Annotated in this window: 28 protein-coding genes and 1 pseudogene; 21 read left to right on the top strand and 8 right to left on the bottom strand. The window is 27.7% G+C overall.

Translation table 11 applies throughout. The annotated features are described in order from the left end of the window. The 3 genes from AVBRAN9334_RS08960 to AVBRAN9334_RS08950 form a co-directional block, all read right to left on the bottom strand. The coding region (locus AVBRAN9334_RS08960) for a HAMP domain-containing protein (protein ID WP_336607613.1) at positions 1-1,074 on the bottom strand (1,074 nt) is incomplete at its 3' end. Positions 1,075-1,137: 63 nt separating this feature from the next. Next, positions 1,138-2,130 carry a sensor histidine kinase gene (locus AVBRAN9334_RS08955; RefSeq protein WP_336607612.1) on the bottom strand — a complete coding sequence of 331 codons (993 nt, stop codon included), beginning with the start codon at positions 2,128-2,130 and terminating at the stop codon, positions 1,138-1,140. Then, positions 2,120-2,794: a response regulator transcription factor gene (locus AVBRAN9334_RS08950; protein WP_336607611.1), complete on the bottom strand. Its 675-nt coding sequence runs from the start codon at positions 2,792-2,794 to the stop codon at positions 2,120-2,122. The genes AVBRAN9334_RS08955 and AVBRAN9334_RS08950 overlap by 11 nt, the downstream gene beginning before the upstream one ends. A gap of 164 nt (positions 2,795-2,958) precedes the next feature. Between AVBRAN9334_RS08950 and AVBRAN9334_RS08945 the strand changes: the two genes are divergently transcribed. Next, positions 2,959-3,261: a c-type cytochrome gene (locus tag AVBRAN9334_RS08945; protein WP_214118628.1), complete on the top strand. Its 303-nt coding sequence runs from the start codon at positions 2,959-2,961 to the stop codon at positions 3,259-3,261. A 31-nt stretch (positions 3,262-3,292) separates the two neighbouring features. Here the strand turns inward: AVBRAN9334_RS08945 and AVBRAN9334_RS08940 are convergent, their stop codons facing one another. Further along, the gene (locus AVBRAN9334_RS08940) at positions 3,293-3,757 is read right to left on the bottom strand and encodes a YjiG family protein (protein ID WP_214118626.1); all 465 of its coding nucleotides are present in this window, start codon (positions 3,755-3,757) and stop codon (positions 3,293-3,295) included. Next, positions 3,754-4,416 carry a hypothetical protein gene (locus tag AVBRAN9334_RS08935; RefSeq protein WP_239803031.1) on the bottom strand — a complete coding sequence of 221 codons (663 nt, stop codon included), beginning with the start codon at positions 4,414-4,416 and terminating at the stop codon, positions 3,754-3,756. Before AVBRAN9334_RS08935 ends, AVBRAN9334_RS08940 begins: the two co-directional genes overlap by 4 nt. Before the next feature lie 100 nt (positions 4,417-4,516). Between AVBRAN9334_RS08935 and AVBRAN9334_RS08930 the strand changes: the two genes are divergently transcribed. From AVBRAN9334_RS08930 to AVBRAN9334_RS08920, 3 genes are all read left to right on the top strand, one after another. Further along, a complete protein-coding gene (locus AVBRAN9334_RS08930; protein ID WP_336607610.1) occupies positions 4,517-5,608 on the top strand; it encodes an amidohydrolase in 1,092 nt (363 codons plus the stop codon). Positions 5,609-5,615: 7 nt separating this feature from the next. Next, positions 5,616-6,767, top strand: coding sequence for a hypothetical protein (locus tag AVBRAN9334_RS08925; RefSeq protein ID WP_214150547.1), 1,152 nt, complete (start codon positions 5,616-5,618; stop codon positions 6,765-6,767). Positions 6,768-6,864: 97 nt separating this feature from the next. Then, positions 6,865-7,911 (top strand): hypothetical protein, encoded by a 1,047-nt coding sequence (locus AVBRAN9334_RS08920; protein WP_336607609.1) that lies wholly within the window; start codon positions 6,865-6,867, stop codon positions 7,909-7,911. Positions 7,912-7,962: 51 nt separating this feature from the next. Here the strand turns inward: AVBRAN9334_RS08920 and AVBRAN9334_RS08915 are convergent, their stop codons facing one another. Genes AVBRAN9334_RS08915 through thyX form a run of 3 tightly spaced genes read right to left on the bottom strand, consistent with a single transcriptional unit; the run spans position 7,963 to position 9,954 of the window. Then, entirely contained in the window at positions 7,963-8,481 is a 519-nt protein-coding gene (locus AVBRAN9334_RS08915; protein WP_214118617.1) for a cysteine hydrolase family protein, read from the bottom strand. Then, positions 8,478-9,344 carry a menaquinone biosynthesis family protein gene (locus AVBRAN9334_RS08910; protein WP_214118615.1) on the bottom strand — a complete coding sequence of 289 codons (867 nt, stop codon included), beginning with the start codon at positions 9,342-9,344 and terminating at the stop codon, positions 8,478-8,480. Before AVBRAN9334_RS08910 ends, AVBRAN9334_RS08915 begins: the two co-directional genes overlap by 4 nt. Next, positions 9,331-9,954 carry an FAD-dependent thymidylate synthase gene (thyX, locus tag AVBRAN9334_RS08905; RefSeq protein WP_336607608.1) on the bottom strand — a complete coding sequence of 208 codons (624 nt, stop codon included), beginning with the start codon at positions 9,952-9,954 and terminating at the stop codon, positions 9,331-9,333. The genes AVBRAN9334_RS08910 and thyX overlap by 14 nt, the downstream gene beginning before the upstream one ends. 63 nt (positions 9,955-10,017) lie before the next feature. Here thyX and AVBRAN9334_RS08900 point away from each other — a divergent pair, with 63 nt between their 5' ends. The 17 genes and pseudogenes from AVBRAN9334_RS08900 to AVBRAN9334_RS08820 all read left to right on the top strand — a co-directional run. After that, the gene (locus AVBRAN9334_RS08900; RefSeq protein ID WP_336607607.1) at positions 10,018-11,187 is read left to right on the top strand and encodes an MFS transporter; all 1,170 of its coding nucleotides are present in this window, start codon (positions 10,018-10,020) and stop codon (positions 11,185-11,187) included. 13 nt (positions 11,188-11,200) lie between these two features. After that, the gene (gene recA / locus AVBRAN9334_RS08895) at positions 11,201-12,256 is read left to right on the top strand and encodes a recombinase RecA (protein ID WP_214118609.1); all 1,056 of its coding nucleotides are present in this window, start codon (positions 11,201-11,203) and stop codon (positions 12,254-12,256) included. Next, on the top strand, positions 12,234-13,439 hold the full coding sequence (eno, locus tag AVBRAN9334_RS08890) for a phosphopyruvate hydratase (RefSeq protein ID WP_214118607.1): 1,206 nt from the start codon (positions 12,234-12,236) through the stop codon (positions 13,437-13,439). The genes recA and eno overlap by 23 nt, the downstream gene beginning before the upstream one ends. Continuing rightward, positions 13,439-13,708, top strand: coding sequence for a hypothetical protein (locus tag AVBRAN9334_RS08885; RefSeq protein ID WP_214120447.1), 270 nt, complete (start codon positions 13,439-13,441; stop codon positions 13,706-13,708). Before eno ends, AVBRAN9334_RS08885 begins: the two co-directional genes overlap by 1 nt. Continuing rightward, positions 13,698-14,450 (top strand): UDP-N-acetylmuramate dehydrogenase, encoded by a 753-nt coding sequence (locus AVBRAN9334_RS08880; RefSeq protein ID WP_214118603.1) that lies wholly within the window; start codon positions 13,698-13,700, stop codon positions 14,448-14,450. Before AVBRAN9334_RS08885 ends, AVBRAN9334_RS08880 begins: the two co-directional genes overlap by 11 nt. 393 nt (positions 14,451-14,843) lie before the next feature. Continuing rightward, positions 14,844-16,166, top strand: a pseudogene (locus AVBRAN9334_RS08875) (sodium-dependent transporter); the annotation flags it as partial. Positions 16,167-16,198: 32 nt separating this feature from the next. Further along, on the top strand, positions 16,199-17,758 hold the full coding sequence (gene pckA, locus AVBRAN9334_RS08870; protein WP_214118600.1) for a phosphoenolpyruvate carboxykinase (ATP): 1,560 nt from the start codon (positions 16,199-16,201) through the stop codon (positions 17,756-17,758). Next, complete coding sequence (locus AVBRAN9334_RS08865; protein WP_214118599.1) at positions 17,755-18,807, top strand: hypothetical protein; 1,053 nt, start codon at positions 17,755-17,757, stop codon at positions 18,805-18,807. The genes pckA and AVBRAN9334_RS08865 overlap by 4 nt, the downstream gene beginning before the upstream one ends. After that, on the top strand, positions 18,794-19,315 hold the full coding sequence (locus AVBRAN9334_RS08860; RefSeq protein WP_336607606.1) for a ribonuclease HII: 522 nt from the start codon (positions 18,794-18,796) through the stop codon (positions 19,313-19,315). The genes AVBRAN9334_RS08865 and AVBRAN9334_RS08860 overlap by 14 nt, the downstream gene beginning before the upstream one ends. Beyond that, a complete protein-coding gene (locus AVBRAN9334_RS08855; RefSeq protein ID WP_336607605.1) occupies positions 19,296-19,922 on the top strand; it encodes a uracil-DNA glycosylase in 627 nt (208 codons plus the stop codon). The genes AVBRAN9334_RS08860 and AVBRAN9334_RS08855 overlap by 20 nt, the downstream gene beginning before the upstream one ends. A 64-nt stretch (positions 19,923-19,986) precedes the next feature. Then, positions 19,987-21,813, top strand: coding sequence for an RNA polymerase sigma factor RpoD (gene rpoD, locus AVBRAN9334_RS08850; RefSeq protein ID WP_214118593.1), 1,827 nt, complete (start codon positions 19,987-19,989; stop codon positions 21,811-21,813). After that, positions 21,810-22,001, top strand: coding sequence for a hypothetical protein (locus AVBRAN9334_RS08845; protein WP_336607604.1), 192 nt, complete (start codon positions 21,810-21,812; stop codon positions 21,999-22,001). Before rpoD ends, AVBRAN9334_RS08845 begins: the two co-directional genes overlap by 4 nt. A gap of 381 nt (positions 22,002-22,382) precedes the next feature. Next, positions 22,383-23,303 (top strand): hypothetical protein, encoded by a 921-nt coding sequence (locus AVBRAN9334_RS08840; RefSeq protein ID WP_336607603.1) that lies wholly within the window; start codon positions 22,383-22,385, stop codon positions 23,301-23,303. 328 nt (positions 23,304-23,631) lie between these two features. Further along, positions 23,632-24,639, top strand: a complete 1,008-nt coding sequence (locus tag AVBRAN9334_RS08835) for a hypothetical protein (RefSeq protein ID WP_214120485.1) — start codon at positions 23,632-23,634, stop codon at positions 24,637-24,639. A gap of 64 nt (positions 24,640-24,703) precedes the next feature. After that, positions 24,704-25,669 carry a hypothetical protein gene (locus AVBRAN9334_RS08830; RefSeq protein WP_336607602.1) on the top strand — a complete coding sequence of 322 codons (966 nt, stop codon included), beginning with the start codon at positions 24,704-24,706 and terminating at the stop codon, positions 25,667-25,669. 157 nt (positions 25,670-25,826) lie between these two features. Continuing rightward, positions 25,827-25,985, top strand: a complete 159-nt coding sequence (locus tag AVBRAN9334_RS08825; protein ID WP_336607601.1) for a hypothetical protein — start codon at positions 25,827-25,829, stop codon at positions 25,983-25,985. Between the two features lie 57 nt (positions 25,986-26,042). After that, positions 26,043-26,222: hypothetical protein (locus AVBRAN9334_RS08820; protein ID WP_336606869.1), on the top strand; the 180-nt coding region annotated here is incomplete at its 3' end.

Here is a 26,222-nt window from a genome sequence, read left to right as displayed (position 1 = left end):
AATTGTTCTTTCAATGTTTTCATTAATAGCTTTAGCCATATCTCCGAACTCATCTTTAGAATTTAAATCAATCTTGCTTGCTGTTTTTCTTTCGTGATTTATTAGTGCGAATACTTCTTTTAGACCTTTTTGAATGATTTCAAGTGGGCGTAAAGATTGCTTGATTAATAAATATAAAATAGCTGAAATTATTAGCAATGAGATGATAAACATTGTTAGGTTTTGTTTTAATAAATTATTTAAATTTTCATCAAAATCTTTGTTTTCATTAGTGCTACAAATTGTCCAATTTAATTTATCATAAGTTGTACAAACTGCATTTTTATCATGGTTTTCAAAATTGTATTCAATAGTTTTAAACCCGTTATAATCTTGTGCTTTAGACAATTCTTGTTTAATTGTGTCTATAACAGGATTTTGTTTTAATTCATACTTTGGATTTATATGTAAAGTAAATTGATTGTGTGTATCAAATGCAAATATCGCATTTGTAGCTGAGTATTTTAGTTTTAATACACTATCTTTTAATGGTTTTAGAGTTAAGTCTCCGCCAATTACTCCAATAATTTTTCCATTTTGCATAACCGGAGCATAAATTGTCGCTATAACTGTCTTTAATCTATCATCATAATAAATATCGTCACTTAAATTTACAACTTTATCAACTAAAGCTTCTTTAAACCAATTACGTTCCCTAGCATCAAAATCCTTAATTATATGTGCTGCTTCTTCATTACCCTTATAGAATGTTTTGCCATCTTTAACCTTAGCAAAATATAAAGCATTAAGTCCTGATGGAGAATATAATAAATTTAGTCTTCTTAAAATCATATCTTCATCTGTATCAATATTAACTTCTTCAATAGCTTTAGCAAATTTTGTTAAAAAATTCATCTTACCAGAGAAATATGAATCTACATAGAGCATTGTAGCTTCAAGTGTTTTTTGTTTACCTAAATTAGAATAATTTACAGCGTCATTTTTAGAACTGTTATAATTTAGCAACCCTAATAGAATAAAACAAATAACTAATGGAATGCTTACTAATAGTGGTATTTTGTTAGTTAATTTCATAGATTTTCCTTTAAAAGTAATTGCTTAAATGAAAGATTATAGATATTAAGAATTAATTAAAACTTAATCTTTGTGTTTTGTATTTTTAAATAGTAGTAAAAATTCACTCCCTTTATTTAGCTCGGAATTTAACATTATTTTAATTTTATGTATTCTAGCTATCTTTTTTACTATTGAAAGTCCTAAACCTGTGCCTTTTATTTGCTTGTTTCTGCTTATTTCTTGTCTAAAAAATCTCTCATAAATTCTATTTTGAATATCTTTGCTAATGCCTATACCAGTGTCTTTTATGGATAAAACTATGTGTTTTTTGTTTATATTTAAACTAATAATTATTTTGCCATTATCTATATTATATTTAATCGCATTATCAATTATATTATAAAGCATAGTTTTTATTAGTTTTTCATTGGAAAAAAATATAAACTCATCTATATCCATAAGTATTTTTATATTTTTTTCACGGATTTTAAAATCTAATTCTTTAATAATTTGACTTAAAACATTGCTTATATTTACATTTGTCATCTCAAAATTATTAACTTCATCTAAAAATGATAATTTAATAATCTCATCAATCATCTCAAGTAAAGCACTTGATTGATTGTAAATTGTATCTATGAATTGCTTTTCATCTTCTTTTTTGACTAGATTATTTTTAAGCATTTCAGAGCTTAACATTATTGAAGTAAGTGGAGTTTTTAGCTCGTGAGTAACATTTGCACTAAATTCTGCTCTAATCTTTTTAAATTGTTTATTATGTTCTTTTACTTGAGATAAAAAAGTCTTTAATTCATTGTATTGAAATGATTTATCAAGCTCGTTTATGTCAAGTTCGTATAATGGTTTTACTATGCTTTTACTTATAAAATATGCAAGAGTTAAGCTAAGTAATGTTATTAGTAAAAATACTAAAAATATTGTTTTAAAAATTTCTATTTTAAAATCAAGATTTATAAAATAAATATTATCAAAAACGCTAAAAATCGCTGCTTGTAATAGTATCAAAACAAAAAATGAAACAAAAAATATAGCAAAAAATATCCTAGTTCTCATAAGCTATTTTATATCCTACTCCACGAATTGTTATTATGTATTTTGCATAATCTTTTAATTTATTTCTTAAAGTATTTATGTGTATATCTAAAGTCCTACTTGAAATATTTGCTCCCCAAATCTCTTTTAATAAATCTTCTTTTTTAAGGCAAATATTTTGGTTTTTAATGAGTTTTGTAAGTAATTCAAATTCTTTTAAAGTAAGGCTTATTTCTTCTTCATTAATGCTTACTATTCTAGTTTTTAGATTAATTTTTAAATCTTTAAAAATGATTTCATTATTACAATCAATTCTTCTTAAAATATTTCTAATTCTTGCTAGGAATTCTAAAATAGAAAAAGGCTTAGTAATATAATCACTTGCTCCTAAATCAAGACCTTTTACTTTATCGTTTTCTTGATTTAACGCACTTAGTAAAATTACTTCAATAGCTTTTGTTTTTTCATTAGATTTTATTTTTTTTAGGATACTAAAACCATCTTCGCAAGGTAGCATAATATCAAGCACTAAAATATGTGGAATTTGATTGTTTAATTCGCTAAAAAGCTCTTTTGCATTAATTAAACTAATGACTTTAAAATCACTGCTTTCTAAAGCATATTTTATTAAGTTATTAATGCTTAAATCATCTTCTAAAACATACACCAAAGGTAAATCTTGCATAAGTTATCCTAATTAAAAAATATTTAAAATATTACAAAAAATAAGTAAGAAAAATAATATGAAAATAATTATTAATTTAAATAAATTCTAAATACTAAATTAATTTTGGTTTGTTTATCAAAAATAAATACAATTTCACTCATTTTTTAAAAAAGGAGAAAATTATGAAAAAAGTATTATTAAGTTTAGCAGCATTATCTTTATTAAGCACTGCAGCAATGGCTAACGATGGAGCTACATTATTTAAAAAATGTATTGCCTGTCATGGTAAAGCAGCTGAGAAAAAAGCTCCAGGTGCAGAAATTATCATCAATACTTTAGATGAAAAAACAATTTTAGAAGCTTTACAAGGTTATAAAGCAGGAACATTTGGTGGAAAAGCTAAGAAAACTATGGAATTACAAGTTAAAAATCTTAGCGAAGATGATATGAAAGCATTAGCTGCTTATATTGTAACTTTAAAATAATTCTTAAGTTCAGGAGCAATCCTGAACTCTTTTATAAACTAACAACAATTTTCATCATAAACATACAAATAAAAGCATTTAAAATACTTGTTATTATTAGCAGTATCCAGTATTTTTTAGCAACTCCTGCAACAGCTAATAATCTTCCTAAATACTGAAGTTGAGCTCCCATTAAAAATATAGCAGGTAAAACTATGCTAACTCCAATATTATCAATAACCCCATTTGCATATAAATTAACAGCAATTCCAACTCCAGCCGAAGTGCTAAGCCACGCTGATAAAAGTATAGTAATTGCTTCTCCTGGTAAGCCAAAAATATTCATAATAACGCCACAATAATCTCCTAAGAATTTCATAACTCCTAAGATTTTTAACATTTCAGCTATTACATAAGCCATTAAAACATTAGGAATTAGATTATATAAAGCAATATTAAAACCTTTTTTAGCACCTACTATAAAAATATCTAATGGGTTTTTGCTCTCATTATTCATTCAAAATCCTTTTTATAAAATGTATTTAAAACTATTCTTACAAAAATAGCTCCTACGAATTTCATAATTAGCATTAATACAAGTGGAATTATTGGTAAGCATACTAAATGCCCTAATAATGCTGAACCTATTGCAAAAAAGTTATTAATCATACCAGCTCCACTATATTGCCAAGCGCAAATTACTACTAAATCTTTATCGTTTATATAATTTTTATCCCTTGCTTCTTTACTCATAGCAGCACCTGCATCTGTGCTTTGTAAGTCAGTAATTAATATAAGCCCACATAATCCAGGAACTCCTAAAATAGGTTTTAAAATAGGATTTAATAATTTTTGAGCAGCCTTAATAGCTCCATAATGCTCCATTACTTCAATTACTCCAAGTGCAAGCATTACAGCAGGAATTAAGCTAAATGCAAATAAAAATCCAGCCCTAGCACCACTTCCACCATCTCCTATGAAGGTCGTAGCTTTTATATTAGCTTCATCTAAGATTTTTGGGATTTTACCAAAACCACCTGTTAAAGTAGAAAAATCAAAAGCCTTTAGCATATCGTGTCCTGCTAAAAGTCCTGAAAAAAATAAGATTAAAAATATTAAAGCAAGATAAGCACTAGGTTTTACTTTTCCTACTTCAAATTCTGTAGCTTTTTGCATACTACTCCTTTTAAATAAAATAAAGTTTTTATTCTACAATATTTTTTAAGAAAACAATAAGAAATAGTTATTAGTATTTATATTTTTTAAAGGAGTTAATATGGAAGTTATCAAACATTATGAGTATTTACACGAAATTCCAGAGCTTGGATTTAAAGAATTTAAAACGAGTGAGTATTTAAAAACTACTCTTAAAAATGCAGGTTTTAGCATAACTAATATAGGAGATACTGGTTTTTATACGGAGTTAGGAAGTGGTAGCAAGGTAATTGGACTTAGGGCTGATATTGATGCTTTAGGTCATATAATTGATGATAAAGCTTGTGCAAGGCATACTTGTGGGCATGATGCACATATGTCTATGCTACTTAGTGCAGCTTTAAGGGCAAAAGAGCAAAATATCATTAAAAATAACAAAATAAGATTTATATTCCAACCTGCTGAAGAATTAGGCAGTGGAGCTTTAAAGATGATAGAATTAGGAGCTTGTGAAGGTTTAAGCTCTATTTTTGGAATGCATATTCGCCCAATTCAAGAATGCCCAAGTCCTAAAGCAATAGCTTCAATGTATTATGCAGCAAGTTCAGCTATAAAAATTATTATTAAAGGCAAAGCAGCTCACGGAGCAAGACCACATTTAGGAATTAACGCAATTGATGTAGGTGTTAGTATTATTGATGCTGCTAGAAAAATTTATATAGACCCAAATAAACCAAGTAGTATAAAAGCAACTAGATTTATATGTGATAGTGGGGTTACTAATTCAATTCCTAGCGAAGCTATTTTGGTATTTGATTTAAGAGCTCAATATAATGATAGTATGCAAGAGATGAAAGAAAAACTTGAAAAAATCATAACAAATATAGCAAATGCTTATGATGCTAAGGTGAGTTTTGAATACTTAATCAATATTCCTGCAGCTGTAATTAACAAAGATTTAGCTAAGATTTGCGAAAAAGTTATAAGCAATACTTTAGGAGAAGAGAATTTAATCAAAGAGCAATTTACACCTGGTGGGGAAGACTTTTTCTTCTATCCTATTAAACTAGGCATTCCATCAGCATTTATGGGCTTAGGAGTTGATTGTGCTCCTGGACTTCATCATCCTGAAATGAGTTTAAATAAAAATGCCTTAGAAAATGGTGTTAAATTGTGGCTTAATTTAATGCTTGAGCTTGAGAATTTAAAATAGGAATTAGATGAATTATAAATTAGGCGTTATTTTATTAATTGATTTATGCGTTTTATTGTGGCAAAACAGCTTTTTAAGTATTAGCCCTTATGAATTAAACGAGCTTAGCTCAAATAGTTTTAATGGGCTTTTTGCTAATTTTGCCTTAAGTGTTTTTGGCAATGAAAATATAAGATTTGCTTATATAATCTTGCATATTTTAAGCAATATTTTGCTATATAAAATATCAATTAAATACCTTAAAAATAACGCCTATATATCTAATATTATCTTTAATCTTACTCCAGGAAGCCTTGCTTCAGCATTACTAATTAATCCTGCAGGAATTATTATATTTACTTCATTACTTCTTGTATATCTTGCTATAAAAAGGCAATTTTATATATTTTATGGAGTATTGATTGCTTGTATTTATCTTGATAAAGCTATGATTTCATTATATATTGCTTGTATTTTTTATGCTTATTTTAATAGATTATCAAAGTTATTAATTTTATCAATTTTACTAATGTTTGCTACTTTTATAATGTATGGATATGATTTTTCAGGCAGACCTAGGGGGTATTTTTTAGACTCACTTGCTATTATGTCGGCTGTGTTTTCTCCACCTTTATTTTTGTATTTTTTCTATACGATTTATTATATTAGTTTTAAGGGTAAAAAGGACTTGCTATATTGTATAAGTGCGAGTGCTTTTATAATATGCTTATTATTATCATTTAGACAAAAGCCAGAAATTGCCGAGTTTTTACCATTTTTACTACCTGCTATACCTTTAATAATTGCTAATTTTTTAACTTCTTTTAAAGTGCATTTACCACAATTTAGAGCAAAACATAATGTGATATTATTTTTTGTATTAATTTCTTTAGTGATTAGCTTTTTATTTGTGATATTTAATCCATTTTTATATAGATTTGTTGATGAAAACGAGCATTTTGCTAAAAATTATCATTTAAATAAAGAATTAGCAAAAGAGCTAAAATCACAAGGCATTAATGAAATTAGTGTTCGTAATGATAATTTTAAAGTATTAGAATTTTATGGGATTTTGCCTTGTTATCAAAATTGCAAGATAATCACTCCTTGTGAAAAAGGAAATATCAATATAAACTTTTTTGCTAAAGAATTTTCATTTTGTTTAAAGAATGAAATTTAATATAAATATATAAGTAATTATTGTAATAATTTTCAAAAATTTTTAAGTATCATTAAATAAAATTAAACGAAAATTAATTATTTAAAAAGGAGATTTAATGCAAGTTAATTTATCTAATATTTATAATAATACTTATCATAAAATGGGCGAGAGTTTTGGTGGAGTAAAGAGCGAAAGCGAATTAAAACAAATTGATGAAAATATCAAAAATAATAAAATTGATGATATAAAAACAGGCAATAATAGTGGCAATAAAATATATTTTGAAAGTAAAAATGGCATAAGTTCTGCAAGTATTAGTGATGAGAGTTTAGATAAATTAAAAAGCCATTTTGATAGCAAAGACTTTTATAAGCGTGAAGATGGCAGTATTATTTTAAATGGTAATGCAGAAAAATATATAAGTGGTTGGTTTAGTGATATTGCTTATGCTAGAGGATATGTAGCTGCTAATAAAAACAATAATGATTTTTTAAATAAAGATGAATTATTAGAGCTTAATGTAGTAGCTAAGTTTAGTTTAGATGGAACAAATCCGCAAAATTATCAAAGCTATCAAAAAATTGAGCGTTTTTTAGCTGATAATACTACGATTTTAGATTCTGTGCCTAAAAATATTGATGAAGCATTAAATCAAACAATATTATCAAATAGTGATTTTGATGATACGATAACTTTAGGTGAGAGCGAAGAATTTGCAGCTAATAAAAATCCACAAAACCTAAACACACAAAATACAAGCACTCAAAATGTAAATCTAGCATCAAATGAAATAAAAAGTACTAATGTTGATGATGAAGAAGCAAAGAAAAAGCAAGAAATCGCAAACGCACTATCAAGCCTAACAAGGATTAAAAATACAATTAATACAAACGGAGTAAAAGCACTTAGTAAGGCTGATTTAGATAAACTTGAAATCTTAAACATTGACCCAAATTCATTGCAAAATCCTCAACTTTTAGAGAAATTTAACAAAGCTAGTGATAAAGCTAACGAGCATTACGCTAATTTTTTAAATGTTGATAAGACTTATATAGATGAGAAAATGGCAAAAAGTGATGAGTTTTTAGGTGATTTTACTCACGATAGTGCTGATATAGTAAAAGATTTGCTAAAGAATAAAACGCTAGATAAATTAGCATAAATTAATATGATTTAATTCAAATTCAATTTTAGAATTTGAATTAAGTATTTTTTAAATAATATTTATATGAAGACTTTTTAAAATATCTAAAGCTTTTTGGTGCAAGTCTTCATCATAACTAGCGGTTGCGTTTTTATCTATAAAAATATTTGCATTAGGAAGTGCAGATTTTGCAATCACTGCATTTGATAAGACGCAAATATTGCTTACAAGTCCAACTATTTCAATATTTTTATAATTTTTATTGCTTAGATAATTTCCAAGTTCAATTGAGCCAAAAGTATTTTTATAAAAGCATAAATGGTTTTTAGAAAACTCATTTAATTTTCCATAAATTTCTATCCCATTTGTGCCTTTAATACAATGTTTAATAGGTAGATTTTGCCCTTCTATAGTATCTAAATAATCATCATTATGTGTATCAATAGTAAAGATTATCTCATCATTATTTTTAAGATATTTTTCATATTTTTCTAAGATGATATTTTCTAAATTCTGTGCCTTTAAAAACCCTAAAGAGCCTGTTACAAAATCATTTTGAAAATCTACTATTATTAAAAGATTTTTCATGAATTTCTTAAGCTTTCGTATTCGCTTGGAATTAGATTAAGCCTTACATCACAAGGACTAAAGCCAACTCGCTCACCTAATTTAAACAATACTTCAAGTGATTTTATTTGCTCATCTTTTAGGCTAATACTATCATCGTTTGCATAAAGACTTAGATATTTATTAAGCTCATCTTCATTTACTCTCACTTCGTTTTTGCCAAGCAATATACGACTTAATAAAGCTTTATTTTGAGTAGCGACTTTTACTGCACGAGTTAGTTCATTTTCAATTTTAATTGCATCACTTAGCATTAAAGAGCGGCGTATTGCCATTCCACCAAGTGGTAAGGTAAGCACTTCGCCACATTCAGCCTTGCAAAACTCCGCCCAAATATCCCAAATCTCACGCTCAACTCTTAATTTATCACTAAAATTAAGAATACTCTCATGTATTAACACCCCAGCATCTACACTACCATCTAAAACAGCTTTTTCTATATCTAAAAAGTTCATATAAGTAATTCTTGCATTAGGATATGCTAGTTTAAAAATTAAAGCATTTGTGGTATTTTCCCCACTTAAAGCCACTTTAAAATTAGGTTTTAAAACCTTATCTTTTAGAGTGATTAGTTTTGGACCATAGCCATTGCCAAAACTAGTAGCACATCTTAGCAAGGCATATTCGCTTTGAATTTTAGGATACACAGCAAAAGAAATTGCACAAACATCATAAATATTATTTAAACTTGCTTTATTTAGCGTTTCTATATCATCAGCAACGCTAGTATAATTAAACTCCGAACTTATCCAACCATAGCGAATTGCCGCATACATAAAAATATCATCAGCATCAGGGCTATGAGCTAGGCTAATTTGCTTCATTTAAGCAACCTTTAAAAATGAATTTATGATCTTTAGGTAAAGCTTCATAGATATTAAATGCAAGTTCTCTAATCTCTTTAAGTGCGGCTTTACTAGTTCTAAGAGTTAAGAAATTTTGTAAAGCTCTTGCATTTATACTCCAAGTAAGCTCGGTTTTATAGCATTCTGGCAAGGCATATTTAGCAATATCTTGTGTCATTCCTTCGGTATTTAAAATAATTCTTAGTTTTTCTAAAGCACAAATACTAGCATTATCAACCAAGCGATTTCCAGTTAGCACAATATATTTTTGTGCATTAGCAAAATCAAATTCCTTAAACTCACTTTCATTTCTTAGTTCTTTTAGAGTATATCTAGTGCTTTTTACTGATAAACTTGCGTGGCGGTGTCTTGCTAATTCTTGCAAACAAGCTCTTGAAATGCCTTGAATATAAAAATTATAATTTAAATGTTCAAGCGTGCTAGAGTGCTTATAAATATTTCCGATACGATTTATTAGTTCGCAGTCTTTTTCTCCTCCGTTATCGCCTTTATCAAAGCTTTGCCAACAAGTTCTCATAGCGTGAGAACAGATATTTAGTGGGGTGTAATTAAGTAGTGTAATTCTCATTATTTGCCTTTAATTTGATTTTTTTCATTATAGTTTTTTTATATAAATCTTAAGGAAACTTCAATGAATATGCTAAAAATCTCAATTTTAAGTATTTCCTTAGCAACCGTTACAGGTGGAGCTGCCGTTGCACCTGCTTTAGGACTTATTGCTAAGCATTTTTCAAATGATAGTGAATTACTTATTAAATTAATTATTACTTTACCTTCACTTTTTATTATCTTTTCAAGCTTAATTTTTGCAAAATTAGCAAATTATTTAAGCGTTAAGCAACTTGCTTTTATAGGCTTTACTTTATTTATAATAGGTGGAGTTGCTCCATTTTTCTTAGATGACATAATTCAGGTTTTGGTGTTTAGAGCGATTTTAGGCTTAGGCACTGGCTTTTTAATGCCATTAAGTGTTTCTTTACTTGGCTTTTTATTTAAAAAAGAAGAGCAAGGAAAACTAATGGGACTTAGTGCAATGTGTAATCAACTAGGAGCAGTTATTACCGTTAGTTTTTCTGGCTTTTTAGCGTCAATTTCTTGGCAATATAGCTTTTTAATATATCTTTTTGCTTTGGTTTTATTTGTTTTAAATATGATTTTTTTACCTAATATAAAAATAGCGGAGAAGAAAAAGAAATTAGATTTAAGAAATATAAAAAATCTTAGTGGAATTTATATTAATTTATTTTTAGTCCAAGTTTTGTTTTTTAATTTTACGAATAATTTTTCAATAATTTATCAAAAAGAGCAAATCATTAGTGCAAGTTTTATTGGTGTAATTATGGGATTTAATGGCTTGTTTGGTGCAATTGCTTCTATGAATTTACATAAAGTTGTCAAAAAAATTAGAACAAAAATCAAAATCTTAGGAGCATTTATTTATATTTTAGCCTTTTTACTTTTTGCTATAAGATTTAGCGAACATATAGAAATCGCAGGAATTAATTTAATGTTAATTATAGGAATAATTGCAGCTATTTTAAATGGTCTTGCAGTTGGCTTTAGCTTACCATTTTTGTTTTCACAAATTAGCACTAGAAGTAAAAAACAAAACCTAGCTACAAATATGGCATTAGCTAGTATTGCGACATTTAGCGGACAATTTTCTAGTCCATTAATAGATGAATTATTAGAACATATTTTCAATCTTCATCATCCAAGAGACGCATTTTTAATAGCTATGTTTATTGCAATATTCTTATTTATTTATAATCTTAGGTTAAAAATCAAATTAAGAAATTAAAAAAAGGAAAGGTATGGCAAAAGCAAAAGAAACAGCAGTAATTGAAGATAAGGCAAAAGCCCTTGAAGCTGCATTAAAAGGCATTAATAAAGCTTGTGGAGAAGGTGCTATTGTTAGATTTGGAGATAAGCCTATTGTAAAGGCTGAGCCAATTTCTACAGGCTCACTTGGGCTAGATATTGCACTTGGAATTGGTGGAGTTCCTAAAGGAAGAATAGTAGAGATTTATGGGCCAGAAAGTAGTGGTAAGACAACGCTAACACTTCAAATCGTAGCTCAAGCTCAAAAGATGGGTTATACTTGTGCTTTTATTGACGCTGAACACGCACTTGACCCTGTGTATGCTAAGAATTTAGGCGTAAATATTGATGATGTTTTAGTATCTCAACCAAGTTGCGGAGAAGAAGCATTAGAGATTGTAGAACGCTTAGCAAGTAGTGGAGCGGTAGAGCTTATAGTAGTAGATAGTGTTGCTGCACTTACTCCTAAGGCTGAAATTGATGGAGAGATGGGAGATACTCATGTAGGTCTTCAAGCAAGACTTATGAGCCAAGCTTTAAGAAAGCTTACTTCAGTAGTTAGCAAGATGAACTCAATGGTAATTTTCATAAATCAAATTCGTATGAAAATAGGTCAAACAGGTTATGGAAGTCCAGAGACAACAACGGGTGGAAATGCACTTAAGTTCTATGCAAGTGTAAGAATTGATATTAGAAAAACCGCTACATTAAAACAAGGCGAAGAGCCTATTGGAAATAGAACAAAAGCAAAAATAGTTAAAAATAAAGTTGCACCTCCATTTAAAACAGCAGAATTTGATATTATGTATGGAGAAGGCATTAGCTACGAAGGCGAATTGATTGATTATGGTATTAAGCTTGATATTGTAGATAAAAGTGGTGCTTGGCTTAGCTATGGTGGTAATAAACTAGGTCAAGGTAGAGAAAATGCTAAAATTTTCTTAAAAGAAAACAAAGAAATAGCAAATGAAATTGCAGAAAAAATTAAAGCTAGTATAGGCGATGATATTACATTAGAAGGAGAAGTTGGTGAAAATAGCGAAGATTGATGCACTTGAAGTGCTAGATAGTAGGGGTAATCCTAGCGTTAAGGTTAAAGTAGTTTTAGAAAATGGTATAAGTGGTGAAGCAATAGTTCCAAGTGGTGCTAGCACAGGGATTAATGAAGCTTTAGAATTAAGAGATGGTGGGAGCTATTTCTTCGGTAAAAGCGTAAGTAAAGCAGTAAATAATGCTAAGCATGTTGCAGCTGGACTTATAGGCAAATGCGTATTTAATCAAAGAGAAATTGATGAGCATTTATTAGCAGTTGATGGCACGAGTAATTATTCTAGCTTAGGTGCTAATGCAGTTTTAGGAATTTCAATGGCAGTTGCAAAAGCAGGAGCAAATGCTAGTAATTTACCATTATATAGATATTTATGTGGAGAGTTTAACGCACTTCCTACACCTATGCTAAATGTATTAAATGGTGGAGCTCATGCTGATAATAATATAGATATTCAAGAGTTTATGTTGCTTCCAACGGGTTTTGATACTTTTAAAGAAAAATTATTCTCAAGTGCAATTACTTATCATACTTTAAAAGATATTTTAAAGAAAAAAGGCTTAAGCACAGCATTAGGAGATGAAGGTGGATTTGCACCTAATTTAAGAAGCAATGAAGAAGCTATTGAATTATTACTAGAAGCTATTAATAAAGCAGGTTTTAGTGGCAAAATCAATCTAGCATTAGATGTTGCAGCAAGTGAGCTTTATAGTGATGGAAAATATGATTATGAAGGCAAAAAGCTAAGTAGCGATGAGATGATTAATGAGTATGAAAAATTATTAAAATATCCTATTTTAAGCATAGAAGACGCACTTGCAGAGCAAGATTATGAAGGCTGGGTTAATTTGACTAAAAAAATCGGCTCAAGAACACAATTAGTAGGAGATGATTTATTTGTAACTAATGTTAAATTATTACAAAAAGGCATTGATGAAGGTATGGCAAATGCGATTTTAATCAAGCCTAATCAAATCGGCTCAATCTCTCAAACAATAGATGCTATTAAACTAGCTCACGCAAATGGCTATAATACTATAATGAGCCATAGAAGTGGGGAGAGCGAAGATAATTTCATAGCTGATTTTTCATTAGTTTGCAAGTATATTAAAACAGGTGCTCCTGCAAGGGGAGAAAGAACAGCTAAATATAATAGATTGCTTGAAATTGAAGCAGGATTTTAATGCAAGAATTATTAGACAATCATAATTATAAAAAGTCTAATTTAAAGATTTTTACAAAGGGCATTTTAGAAATTGCCCTTTATGTATTTATTTTATTTTTTGGGCTTTTTGCGATATTGTTTTCTAAATCATCAATAGAGACAACTATGATGCTAGATACAAGGATAGAAAAGCTAAAAAATCAAATATACGAGCTTAATAAAACCAATGCACAATTGCAAAAAGATTATTTTGAATTGCTAAGCATTCAAGGCGATTATGATAATTGATTTTTCAAAATACTCAAGCGTAAAAATCGGCGCAAATTGTGAAGTAAAAGTAATTGATGAGATGATTAAACACGATTATTTAGTCATTGGAAATGCTAGTAATTTGCTAATCAATCAGCCTAAAAATCTTGCAATTTTAGGCAAAAAATACGAATATATTAAAGAATATAATGATTATTTAGAAATAGGGGCTAGAACTAGCTCATATAAATTATTTAATTATTGTAAGAAAAACAATCTAACAGGTTTAGAATTCTTATCACACCTACCAGGACAAATGGGCGGCATTACTAAAATGAATGCAGGAATGAAAGAATTTGAAATCAAAAATTATATTTTAGAAGTAAATGTTGATAATGAATGGATTAAGCCAAATTTTACTTATAGAAATAGTGATATAAAAGGCACAATTTATGCTATTAGGCTTAGATTAAACAAAGGTTTTAGCCTTGAATTAGTAGAGCAATTTAGCAAAATGCGAGAAAATCAGCCAAAAGGTGCTAGTTTTGGTAGTATTTTTAAAAACCCACAAGGCTTTAGTGCAGGAGCATTGATTGATAAAGCAGGGCTTAAAGGCAAGGTAAAAGGCGGTGCAAAGATTAGCGAAATGCACGCAAATTTCTTAATAAATTTTAATAAAGCTAGTTTTGAAGACGCATTGTATTTGATAAATCTAGCACAAGATGAGGTTTTGAAGCAATTTAATATACTTTTAGAACCTGAAGTTCTTATTTTAAATTAAATTCCAATATAAAAATATTTCAAAAAATTTTTAATTTATTTACTTTTGTTAATGGGGGGGGGTATTATAATCATTATCAATTTAAAAATTTAATAAATTATTTATATTCTAAGGAATTTGTTTTGAATATTTTCAAAATTATCATATTTGTATTGATTTTAGTAGGTTTATTGACATTTACGGCTTATTCTATTTTGCTTAGTTTTGAAATTATTTAAAGCTTTTATCTTATTGATTTAGGCAATTAACCCTAAAATATCATTAAAATTAATATTTTTATTAAAAATATACAAATAATTTTTAATTTCCTTGCATTTTGCTATCTTTTAGGTTATTATTTTGGCTTATTTTTTAAAAAGGAGATTATTATGAGGAGTTTACTTTGGCTCAGCTAGGAGCACTTTTTCTAAAGTAGGTTTTGTTTTAGCCCTTGCGGGTGGTGCTGTTGGACTTGGAAATGCGTGGAAATTTCCTACAATGGTTGGAACTAATGGTGGTTCTGCCTTTGTTTTACTTTATTTATTCTTATGTTTAACCTTAGGTTTATCTTTATTTTTAGCAGAAATTGCATTAGGAAAAATTACTAAAAGTGATTTAGCTACAAGTTATTTTACCCTTGCTAGATTTAAGCCAAAATTATGCAAAATGGGTGGAGTTTTTATGCTCACTGGAATACTTGTATTATCGTTTTATTTAGTGGTTTTATCTTTAGTATTTCACTATATATTTTTAAGTTTTTCTTTACCTAATACCTTAGATGAAGCAGGAGCGCTTTTTAATAATGCAATAGGCGAGAATTTATTTATTAGTATAATTTGCTTTAGCGTTTGCTTTTTTATGACTATTTATATAGTTAGTCGTGGGATAATTAATGGGATTGAGAAATTAAATGTGATTTTAATGCCTGCATTATTTGTAATACTTTTATTAATGTTAGGTTTTAGCTTTACTCAAGATGGATTTTTAGATGCGTGTGAGTTTTTATTTAGACCTGACTTTTCTAAATTAGGGCTTAATTCTTTACTTGATGCTTTAGGACTTAGTCTTTTTACTTTATGTCTTGGAATAGGTTGTATTAGCACTTATGCTGCTAGTTTAGATGAAAAAACTAATATTTTAAAATCAAGTTTATTTGTAGTGTTTATAAATCTTTTAATAGGTCTTATGATGGGACTTATTGTTTTTACTTTTGTATTTAAATTCGGAGCAAATCCTAATGAGAGTGGAGCAGGACTTGTATTTGTTAGCCTTGCTACTTTATTTTCAAAATTTGGTTTTTTAGGTGAGATTTTATCATTTAGCTTTTTTATAGCTTTATTTTTTGCAGGAATTACGAGTGCTGTTTCTATGATTGAACCATTTACTTTTTATCTTGAAAATAAAATGAGTAGAAAAAAAGCTTTGATTATTATTGGAATTTTTGTTTATATAATAGGTATTTTAGCTCTTCTTGGAATGGCTAATAAGCTTAGCTTTAATACTTTTGATGCTTTAGATTTTTTCACAAGTAATATAATGCTTCCTTTAGGAGTGTTGTTTTCTAGTATTTATGCTGGATTTTTAATGAAAAGATATTCATTCTTTAAAATCTTTTTACCTATATTTGGCAAAAATTTAACTAAGTTTTATTTTATTTTTTTAAGATTTGTAACACCAATTATAATAATTTTGATATTAATTAATAATTTTTACCCCTTAGGAAGTTTTTTAAAGTAGAATTAGGCAATTTTTATTTACAGGAGTTAAAAATGTTAGAAGATTTAGGCATAAAGCCGGAGAAGATTTTTTACAATTTAAGTTATGATGAGTTAAGAGCTCACGAGTTAGAGTGCCGTGAAGGTGAAGTTTGTCAAAATGACACATTTGCAGTTGATACAGGTATTTTTACGGGTAGAAGCCCTAAGGATAAGTATTTTGTAAATTCTCATCCATCAAGTGAAAATATAGCGTGGGGCAATGTAAATAGGGCTTGCACTAAAGATATTTTTGATGATAATTTAAGAAGAGCAAAAGAATATTTAAATGGCAAAAAGCTTTATGTTATGGATGTATTTTGTGGAGCTAGCCTTGATAGTAGAAAAAAAATAAGATTTATAACAGAAATTGCGTGGCAAGCGCATTTTGTTAAAAATATGTTTATTCGCCCAAGTGATGAAGAACTTAAAGACTTCAAACCTGATTTTGTAATCATAAATGCGTGCAAATTAAAAAATGAAATGTATAAATATCAAGATTTAAATAGCGATGTATTCGTAGGATTTGATATAGAAAATAACATAGGATTAATTCTTGGCACTTGGTATGGTGGCGAGATGAAAAAAGGTGTGTTTTCTATGATGAATTACTGGCTGCCTTTACAAGGTAAGATGAGTATGCATTGTAGTGCGAATGTTGGTAAAGATGGAGATGTTTGCTTATTCTTTGGTCTTAGTGGCACAGGTAAAACTACTCTTAGCACAGACGCAAATCGTGCTTTAATAGGTGATGATGAGCATGGTTGGGATGATAATGGTGTGTTTAACTACGAAGGTGGTTGTTATGCAAAATGTATTAATCTTGACCCAAATAGTGAGCCTGAAATTTACGCAGCGATTAAGAGAAATGCTTTACTTGAAAATGTAGTTATAACTTGCACTAAAGAAGTTGATTTTTGTGATGCTAGTAAGACAGAAAACACTCGTGTAAGCTATCCAATAGAGCATATTGAAAATCACGAACCAAGCTTAAAAGCAGGTCATCCATCTAATATAATTTTCTTATGTGCTGATGCTTTTGGTGTTTTACCTCCTGTATCAAAACTAAACAACACTCAAGCAATGTATTATTTTTTAAGTGGATATACTGCAAAAGTTGCAGGAACTGAGCGTGGTATAAAAGAGCCTGTTGCTACATTTTCTGCTTGTTTTGGCGAACCATTTATGCCGCTTAGTCCTAGTGTTTATGCGAAATTATTGGGCGAAAAGATTAAAAAACACAATGTAAATGTATATTTAGTAAATACCGGTTGGAGCGGTGGAAGTTATGGCGTTGGTAAAAGAATGAGTATAAAAGCAACTAGGTCTTGCATTAACGCTATTTTAGACGGCTCTATTCAAAATTGTGAATATTACAATTATGATGTATTTAATTTAGCAGTGCCAAAGAGTTTAGATGGGGTTGATGAAAGATTATTAAATCCTATTAAAACTTGGGAAAATGAAGCTGATTTCATAGCTACAAGAGATAAATTAGCAAAAATGTTTATAGAGAATTTCAAAAGATACGGCGATAAGGCTAATGAGTTTTTAGACGCTAGTCCTAAGCTATGAGCCTAGATAGTTTTTTACAATTTAAAATAAACAAAGATGGTTTAAAACCAAGAAAACTAGATACCTTACCACGATTTGCCCTAATTTATGGGGCAATTTCTAGTGGTAAAAAATCTTTAGCATTTTATAATTTAGATGAATTTACTTATATTAATATGAGTGATTTAAGATTTATAAATGCTGATTTTAAAAGCTTCATAGAAAAAAATAAAATCAAAAATTTAATAATAAATGAGCCTTTTTTAGAATTTGAATTAGGAAATTTAGAGCGTTGTTATATATTAAGCTCTAATAAAAATTATTCTTATAAAGACTTTATTAAAATAAGGCTTAATTTTTTAGATTATGAAGAATTTATTTCATTTTCAAAGAAAAATTATAGCCCTAGTGAGCATTTATCAAATTATTTATTATTAGGGCAAAATCCTGCCAATGTGGATTTAGACCCACTTAACGCTGCTTTAAATACTCAAGCTATTTTAAAACAACATTTAAGCGAAAACGAAATAATCACTCTTAAAGAATTAGCTTTAAAAATAGGCGTTCAAACAAGTATTTTAAGTCTTTTTAGTGAGTTTTTAAAACATAAAAAAATAGCAAAAAATGATTTTTTTAAATGCGTTTATTCTTTAGAAGATAGATTTTTATTGCATTGGGTAAAGCATATTAAAAAAAATCTAAAAAAGCCTTATTTTTATGATTTTTCAATGAAAAACTCACTTAGTTTTAAAAAGGATTTTTCTAAAACTTATGAGAATTTAATAGCTAATGAACTTTTGATGGTTTATGATGAGATTTTTTATGATGATGATATAAATTTTATTATTAGTTCGGCTAGTTTAGGAATACTATGCGAAGCTTTTACTAATAAAGATTTTATAAAACTAAAAAGCAAAAAATTAAGCAAAAAAGCCAAAGAATTAGGGCTTAAAAATATCTTAGTTTTATCATTAAACGAGCAATTTAATTTCGTTAATGATGAAATTAGATTTATAGGACTTACTTTAAATACTTGGCTAATTTCAAAGGAATTAAATGATTGGGATTGATGAAGCTGGGCGTGGAGCGTTTGCGGGTCCATTAGTGCTTGCAGCTTGTAAGCTAAAAATAAATATAAACGAATTAAATGATAGTAAAAAACTAAGTGCAAAAAGGCGTGAGAATTTGTATGAGATAATTAAGCAAAACTCTGATTATTTAGTAGTTTTTGTTGATAATGAATATATAGATTTAAATGGAATTAGAGCGGCTTATCAAAAAGCTTTAGGAGAAATTATAGAACATTTTGAAAAAGATGAATTATTATTTGATGGTAATACTGATTATGGAATGGGTATAAAAACTCTAATAAATGCTGATGAGATAGAGCCTTGCGTTATGGCTGCTAGTATTTTAGCTAAGGTTAGTAGGGATAATTTTATGGCTAATTTAGATGATAATTTATATGATTTTAAATCTCATAAAGGCTATGGAACCAAAACTCACATAGAAGCTATTAAAATTCACGGCTTAAGTTTATTACATAGAAGGAGCTTTTGTGCTAAATATAGTAGATGATTATTTAGCTACTGCTAAGGGTAAAGAGCTTTTAAAGGCTTTAGATTACGAATATGAAAATAATATAATTTATCCACAAAAAAAGGATTTATTTAAAGCCTTTAAATTATGTGAAATTCCAAAAGTAGTGATTATAGGACAAGACCCATATCACGATGGAAGTGCTGATGGTTTAGCGTTTTCATCTAGTATTAAAATTCCACCTAGTTTAAGAAATATTTTTAAAGAAATCTTAAATGATTATCCAAATGAAGCTGTATTTTTACAAAGTGATTTGAGCTATTTAGCAAGACAAGGCGTGGCATTATTAAATGCAAGTTTAAGCGTGCAAAAGAGCAAACCTAATTCTCACAAGCATTTATGGGAAGATTTTTTTCTTTATGGTATACAAAGGATTAGTAATGATTATGATAATTTAGTCTTTATGTTGTGGGGGAGTTTTGCAAATAATTATGCAAAATATATTGATACTAAAAGGCATTTAATATTAAGCTCGGCTCATCCAAGCCCACTTGCAAGGGGTAAATTTTTTAACAATCAACATTTTTTAAAGTGTAATGAATACTTAAAATCAAAAAATAAAAGCCTAATTAATTGGCTAGAATAGTTTTTAATAATGCTTAATTTATTAATCTTTTGTATAATGTAAGTTTTTTCAAAAAGGAGCAAAAATGGCAGATTTAGATAAAGAATTAGAGGTTTTGTTTAAGGACAATACAGATGATTATTTAACTTATGAGATGATAGTTAAGTTATTTAAAAAAGCTCCAACAGCAGCAAATATAAAGACTATTAAGAATTTAGTAAAAGAATATAATGTAAATCTTCTAAGCTCGGCAGAAATTGCTAAAATGAGAAATCTAAAAGAAGCAAAAGAAAGAGCAAAACAAAGAGAATTATTAAGAGAAAATGAATTAGAAGGCGATTTAAGCAAAGATTATGATTTAAGTGAAATTAGTAGAAGTGAAAGCCCTGTTAGAATGTATTTAAGAGAGATGGGGCAGATTGATTTGCTTAGCAAAGAAGAAGAAGTTGAAATAAGCAAAAGAATTGAACTTGGCGAAGATATTATAATTGACGCTTTTTGTAGCGTTCCTTATCTAATTGATTTTATATTAGACTATAAAGATGCTTTAATTAATCGCGAGCGTCGTGTGAAAGAATTGTTTAAGAATTTTGATAATGATGAAGATGAAAATGAAGAAGATTTAGAAGAAGATGAATTAGATGATAGCGATGAAGAAAGAAAGCCTGTAAAATCTTTAAAAGAAGATAAAAGAGCAATTAAAGTAATTGAAAGCTTTAAAGCTTTAGAAAAGGCAAAAAAAGAATGGTTAAAAAGCTCACATAAAGAGCAACTTAGCAAAGATGAATTGCAAAATCATATAAATATTGCTTTCAAAAAGAATATTTTAAAAGAAAAATTATTAGCTTTAGGGCCAACTTCTAAACTAATTAATGAAATCGTAAAATCTATGGAAACGGTTTTAAAAAGTGATGTAGATTTTGATAAAGAATTAAAACGCTTAGAATATCGTTTGCCTATGTTTAGTGATGAATTAAAAGAAAGACATAAAAAAATCTTAGATAATATTACCAATTTAAGTAAAGAAGAAATCACAGAATTAGCTTTAGAAAATACTATGGTTAGCACTTATATGGAGATTAAAAAACTATTCCAGACAAAAGAAGCTAGTGAAAATTGCTTTGATATGGATAAAGAAAGATTAAAAGAGATTTTAGAGCAAATCAAGCGTGGTAAAAATATTAGCGATACTGCAAAAGGTAAGATGGCTAGGTCAAACTTAAGATTAGTTGTAAGTATTGCTAAACGCTATACTAATCGTGGTTTAGCATTTCTTGACCTTATTCAAGAAGGAAATATCGGTCTTATGAAAGCGGTTGATAAGTTTGAATATAAGCGTGGATATAAATTCTCAACTTATGCTACTTGGTGGATTAGACAAGCAATTAGCCGTGCGGTAGCTGATCAAGCAAGGACAATTAGAATTCCAATCCATATGATTGATACGATTAATAAAATTAATAAATTTAGTAAAAAGCGTGTTCAAGAATGTGGAAAAGAGCCTACAATTGATGAAATTGCTAAAGAAATAGGTATGAGTGAAGATAAGGTTAAGCAAGTTATGAAAATAGCAAAAGAACCTGTAAGTCTTGACGCACCTGTTGGAAGTGATGATGATGGAAGATTTGGTGATAGTGTAGAAGATAGAAGCAGTATTAGTCCGCTTGAGCATATTTTAAAAGAAGATTTAAAAGAGCAAATAAATGGAGTTTTAGAGCAACTTAATGAAAGGGAAAAAACCGTTATTAAACTTCGTTTTGGACTAACTGATGATGAGAGTGATAGAACTCTTGAAGAGATAGGAAGTGAGTTAAAAATCACTCGTGAGCGTGTAAGACAAATAGAAAGCACAGCTATTAAAAAACTTAAATTCCCTAAATACGGAAAACAATTAAAAGGAGCAAGTTCGTGAAAAAATATGAAATATTTAATGTAAATTGCTCTCATTGTGTTAAAAAAATTAAAGATAATTTAGAAGATGAGTTTAATAATATTACTTTTAGTGATGATTTAAAAACAATTGTCATTGATTGCGATGATAAAGATTATCTTAGCAAATGCTTAGAAGAACTTGGCTTTAAATTAGGCAAAGAGATTTGAATTTCAAAAGGCTTTTTAAAAATTATTATTAAAAAGCCTTTTTATAGCGGTAGAATTTATAAAGCAAAAAAACAATCAATTTTATTTTAATATTAGTTAAGATTATAAGCTAAATAACGATTTGAGATTAAATCTAGGTTATGAAAGAATTTTCGGTGCTGATTTTAATATTAACAATCAATTTAATATAGCTATAAGATATATTCTAAAATATTTTTAGCATTGCTATGGATTAATATTAAATATTTTTTATTACTAAACGAAACAATATAATTATAAATCATAAAATAATATTAATAATTTTATAAAGCTTGAGTTATAATGCAAAAATTATTTTATAAATAATATTAATTTATTTGAATATATTTATAGGTTGTTTAGATGAGATTATCAAATACTAATATTACTAAGCCTATTTTGAATGTTGTGTGTAAAGATATTAGAGCTTTAAACCAAGTTGTTTTTAATCAAGCAGAGCAAGTAAAGGCTACTGATGTAAAAAGCATATATAATACCGAGTATAAAACTAATAAAAATGATTTTTACAATACTTATTTTTCTTTTAATCAAAAAACAATAGGATTTGATTTAAGCAATAAAAATCGTGAAAAATTACAAGAATTTTTTAATGAAGATAATTTTAAATATTTTGATGATAAATTGATTTTGCAAAAAGACGCTGCTTCTTATGTTGGTTCTTGGTTTAATTATGTTGCTTTTAAGCAAAACTATTTAAATGCAGATATTAATAAAAATGGTGTTTTAAATAAAACTGAAATGTTAGATATAAAACTTCAATTTCCAAATAGCAATGTTTTTACTAATATTAGTAAAACTGATATAGATTGTCTGGAGCTTTTAGGAGAATTGCAAAACTATACAAGTATTAGTAATATGATGAATTATTATATTCAAGATGATAAAAATTATGATTTAGCAATAACAGGTCTAGAGAAAAACGGAGTAGCTGGGATTAATTATGTAGTAGAAATAATTATGAATAATATTGATAAAAATAAATTGCAACAAAGTATTGCTAAAGCAACTCAAGAAGATATTAAAAGACAAAGCGATTTAGCCAATGCTCTTATAAAAATAAATAACGATGATTATAGTAAGCTTAGTGAAGATGAGAAAAAAATCTTAAATTCTTTAAATATAGAAATTAATCTAATAAATATAATAGGTGAAGATAAAATAAATGAATTGGTTAAAAATAATAAATTAGATGATTTTATAGATTTTACTAAAGACTTTTTAGAAGAATTAAATAATATAAAATTAATTAATATTAAGGTTTAAAATATTTTTTTAATTTAATGTTACTAAAAGTTACAATTTATCAAGATATTAAATAAAATAGTAATAGTATTAAATAAAATCAAATTATAATAATTCAAATCAATTTTAATATATTTAATTTCACAAAAATACTAGTTCGTATCATAAGTTTTGGTATTTTAAGATAGCTTTTTTGTAAGTATTCTAAGAGATATTAAAGACCAATTAATTGTGGTTATAGCTATAAATATCGCAAGTATATGTGTATGAATTATTGATTTAACGGCAGACTTTATTGCCGTTATGTTTTTAAATATTTAATTAAAGTAATAAACATTAAGGATTATTTATGAAACACTATATTAACAATACTTCTAACACTCCAATTATGTGGCAAGATAATATTGCTAAAAAAGAGTTAAGCACACAAGAACTAGCAAGTATAAATGCTAGTATAAAGAGCAATTCTTTTAGCGTTAAAACAAATAGAGCACAAGATTATAATACTTATTTTAAATTTGGTAATGAAAACATTGGAGTGAAATTAAATGAAGCTAGTATTGAAAAATTAAAAGATTTTTTTGATGAAGATAATTTCATTAAAACTAATAAAGGAATTATTTTAGATAAAGATGCAGCTTCTTATGTCGCTGGATGGTTTAGTGATATTGCATATAAACAAAAATTTCTTGAATCAGATATTGACAATAACGGAGAATTAACTCACAAAGAAGCAAGGAATACATTAAGTGGATTTGATGAAGATGCAGTTCTTATAAGCGATGAAAAAACCAAAGAAAAATATATAGTTTCAAATTCTATTACAAAAACTTATAAGAAAAGTGATTTTTTACCAAAAAATGATGGTTATTATTCAGATATTTCAAATTCTATCAATGATGCTATAAAAGATGATAAAAATCTTGATGGTATTATTACATTTGGTGAGTTTATGGATGTAGGTGAAAAGGGATATTTTGAAGATTTTATGAGCGAAAGTGGCTCTAGTGCTCCTGCAATTAGCCTTGATGATTTGATAAATGGACTTACTAAGCATTCTAGGCAGCTTGCCGAAAAAGCTGAAGAAAAATTAACTGAAGTAATAGCCAAGATTAAAAAGCTTGGAGTTGATAAGTTAGACCAAAGTGATAAAGATGTATTAATTCAACTAGGAATTGACCCTGCACCTTATGAGAGTGAATTTAAATTAAAACAGATTATAAGTGATAAACTAAATATAAGTCCTGATAAAGTAGAAAGCCTAGCAAGTGAAAATAAATTAGATGATTTTGTAAATTTTAGTGGAAATTTTGCAATAACTCTTAGTGAAACAAAATTACTTGATATAAAAGCTTAATTTCTAATTTAAATTCTTTGTAATAAAATGGGCTAGTTTAGGGTAATAAACATTAAGGAACTTTATGAAAATAGATATCTCGCAAGTAAAAAATACTGCTATTGCTAGGAAAAGTGATATAAAAATTAAAGAATTAAACACTCTTGATATAAATAAATTAAATGCAAGTATTAATTCAAATTCTTTTAGCTTTAAGACAAATAAAGAGCAAGATTACAATGTATTTTTTAGACTTGATAAAGATAATATCGGGGTAAAGCTTAGTGAAAATAATATTAATAGATTAAAAGAATTTTTTAATGAAGATAATTTTATTGATACTAATAAAGGAATTATTTTAGATAAAGACGCAGCGTCTTATGTAGTGGGTTGGTTTGCTGATACGGCATATACAAGAAATTATCTTGCAGCCGATAAAGATAATGATGGAGAAATTACGGCTTTAGAAGCTTGGAATTTGTTTGACTTAGTTAATGTAAATTATGAATTATTACAAGATAAAAATAAAGAATATTTCCTAAAGGCAACAAATATAGATGAAACTTATGATTCAAATAGAATAGCTCATAGTATTGAAGGTAAGTCTGATTTAAGTGAGGCATTAGATATTATAATTGATATGGACAAAGACTTAGATGGCAAAGTTACAGCGGGTGAATATTGGAATGTGGAAGATAAAGATTATATAAATGAGTTTGGGATTGTATATGATGATGAAAATCACTCTTTTATGAGTATTCCACATAAAAAAATTAAATTTAATATAGCAGAAGAAGAGCTTAAGAGATTAAAAGAACAAATTAAACTTAATAATATAATTGCAAAACTTAAAAAATCACAATCTTTAGATAATAACGAAAAAGAAATATTACAAAAATTTAATATCCAAAACATAAGTAATGAATTAAAAATAAGTGAAGATAAATTAAAAGATTTAATAAGTAGTGATAAGCTAGGAGATTTTATAGATTTTACGAAAGAATTTAAAAAAGATTTAAGCGATACAAGATTAATTGATATTAAGGTTTGATTTTTTATTTTTAATTAATTATTACTAAAAGTTACAATATATCAAAATATTAAATAAAATAATAATAGTATTAATTAAAATCAAATTATAATAATTCAAATCATTAATGAAAGTAGATTTTCAATGAAAAAAAGCAGTTTTAGCTATTTTAGCTTTTATGACGAATGTAAGTGCGTATTCTTGGTATAGTTATACAAATGGTTATAGCTTTCTTACTTGGTCAGGTGCTTGGGGTTCAGCTTTTAATTCTTCAGCAAGAGATAGAGTAATGCCACAAAAAGAAGGCTGGAAACCACCTAGATTACCAAAATATTAAAATATAAATTAATATACTTTTACTAAATTACTTTAGTAAAAGTATTAAGGAAAACTTATGAAAATAGATATCTCGCAAGTAAAAAATATAGCAATGTCTTGGGCTGATAATGTTAAAACTAAAGAATTAAATACTAAAGATATTAGCAATTTAAAAGATAATATAAATAAAAATAATTTTGAGATTAAGACAAATAAAGAGCAAAATTACAATGTATTTTTTAAATTTGATGAAAGC

The organism is Campylobacter sp. RM9334, assembly GCF_020138145.1.
Taxonomy (GTDB): Bacteria; Campylobacterota; Campylobacteria; order Campylobacterales; family Campylobacteraceae; genus Campylobacter_E.
The sequence above is the reverse complement of the archived record's forward strand: the minus strand, read 5'-3'. Positions and strand labels throughout refer to the sequence as shown.

What these genes read in the sequence shown, in the direction of transcription:
- AVBRAN9334_RS08935 (WP_239803031.1), bottom strand. Translation starts at nt 4,416, where the DNA reads ATGCAAAAAGCTACAGAATTTGAAGTAGGAAAAGTAAAACCTAGTGCT.
- AVBRAN9334_RS08835 (WP_214120485.1), top strand. Translation starts at nt 23,632, where the DNA reads ATGAAACACTATATTAACAATACTTCTAACACTCCAATTATGTGGCAA.
- AVBRAN9334_RS08955 (WP_336607612.1), bottom strand. Translation starts at nt 2,130, where the DNA reads ATGAGAACTAGGATATTTTTTGCTATATTTTTTGTTTCATTTTTTGTT.
- AVBRAN9334_RS08860 (WP_336607606.1), top strand. Translation starts at nt 18,794, where the DNA reads ATGATTGGGATTGATGAAGCTGGGCGTGGAGCGTTTGCGGGTCCATTA.
- AVBRAN9334_RS08930 (WP_336607610.1), top strand. Translation starts at nt 4,517, where the DNA reads ATGGAAGTTATCAAACATTATGAGTATTTACACGAAATTCCAGAGCTT.
- AVBRAN9334_RS08910 (WP_214118615.1), bottom strand. Translation starts at nt 9,344, where the DNA reads ATGAAGCAAATTAGCCTAGCTCATAGCCCTGATGCTGATGATATTTTT.
- AVBRAN9334_RS08945 (WP_214118628.1), top strand. Translation starts at nt 2,959, where the DNA reads ATGAAAAAAGTATTATTAAGTTTAGCAGCATTATCTTTATTAAGCACT.
- AVBRAN9334_RS08940 (WP_214118626.1), bottom strand. Translation starts at nt 3,757, where the DNA reads ATGAATAATGAGAGCAAAAACCCATTAGATATTTTTATAGTAGGTGCT.
- AVBRAN9334_RS08840 (WP_336607603.1), top strand. Translation starts at nt 22,383, where the DNA reads ATGAGATTATCAAATACTAATATTACTAAGCCTATTTTGAATGTTGTG.
- AVBRAN9334_RS08885 (WP_214120447.1), top strand. Translation starts at nt 13,439, where the DNA reads ATGCAAGAATTATTAGACAATCATAATTATAAAAAGTCTAATTTAAAG.
- rpoD (WP_214118593.1), top strand. Translation starts at nt 19,987, where the DNA reads ATGGCAGATTTAGATAAAGAATTAGAGGTTTTGTTTAAGGACAATACA.
- thyX (WP_336607608.1), bottom strand. Translation starts at nt 9,954, where the DNA reads ATGAGAATTACACTACTTAATTACACCCCACTAAATATCTGTTCTCAC.
- recA (WP_214118609.1), top strand. Translation starts at nt 11,201, where the DNA reads ATGGCAAAAGCAAAAGAAACAGCAGTAATTGAAGATAAGGCAAAAGCC.
- AVBRAN9334_RS08950 (WP_336607611.1), bottom strand. Translation starts at nt 2,794, where the DNA reads ATGCAAGATTTACCTTTGGTGTATGTTTTAGAAGATGATTTAAGCATT.
- AVBRAN9334_RS08900 (WP_336607607.1), top strand. Translation starts at nt 10,018, where the DNA reads ATGAATATGCTAAAAATCTCAATTTTAAGTATTTCCTTAGCAACCGTT.
- AVBRAN9334_RS08880 (WP_214118603.1), top strand. Translation starts at nt 13,698, where the DNA reads ATGATAATTGATTTTTCAAAATACTCAAGCGTAAAAATCGGCGCAAAT.
- AVBRAN9334_RS08825 (WP_336607601.1), top strand. Translation starts at nt 25,827, where the DNA reads ATGACGAATGTAAGTGCGTATTCTTGGTATAGTTATACAAATGGTTAT.
- AVBRAN9334_RS08830 (WP_336607602.1), top strand. Translation starts at nt 24,704, where the DNA reads ATGAAAATAGATATCTCGCAAGTAAAAAATACTGCTATTGCTAGGAAA.
- pckA (WP_214118600.1), top strand. Translation starts at nt 16,199, where the DNA reads ATGTTAGAAGATTTAGGCATAAAGCCGGAGAAGATTTTTTACAATTTA.
- AVBRAN9334_RS08920 (WP_336607609.1), top strand. Translation starts at nt 6,865, where the DNA reads ATGCAAGTTAATTTATCTAATATTTATAATAATACTTATCATAAAATG.
- AVBRAN9334_RS08925 (WP_214150547.1), top strand. Translation starts at nt 5,616, where the DNA reads ATGAATTATAAATTAGGCGTTATTTTATTAATTGATTTATGCGTTTTA.
- AVBRAN9334_RS08915 (WP_214118617.1), bottom strand. Translation starts at nt 8,481, where the DNA reads ATGAAAAATCTTTTAATAATAGTAGATTTTCAAAATGATTTTGTAACA.
- AVBRAN9334_RS08865 (WP_214118599.1), top strand. Translation starts at nt 17,755, where the DNA reads ATGAGCCTAGATAGTTTTTTACAATTTAAAATAAACAAAGATGGTTTA.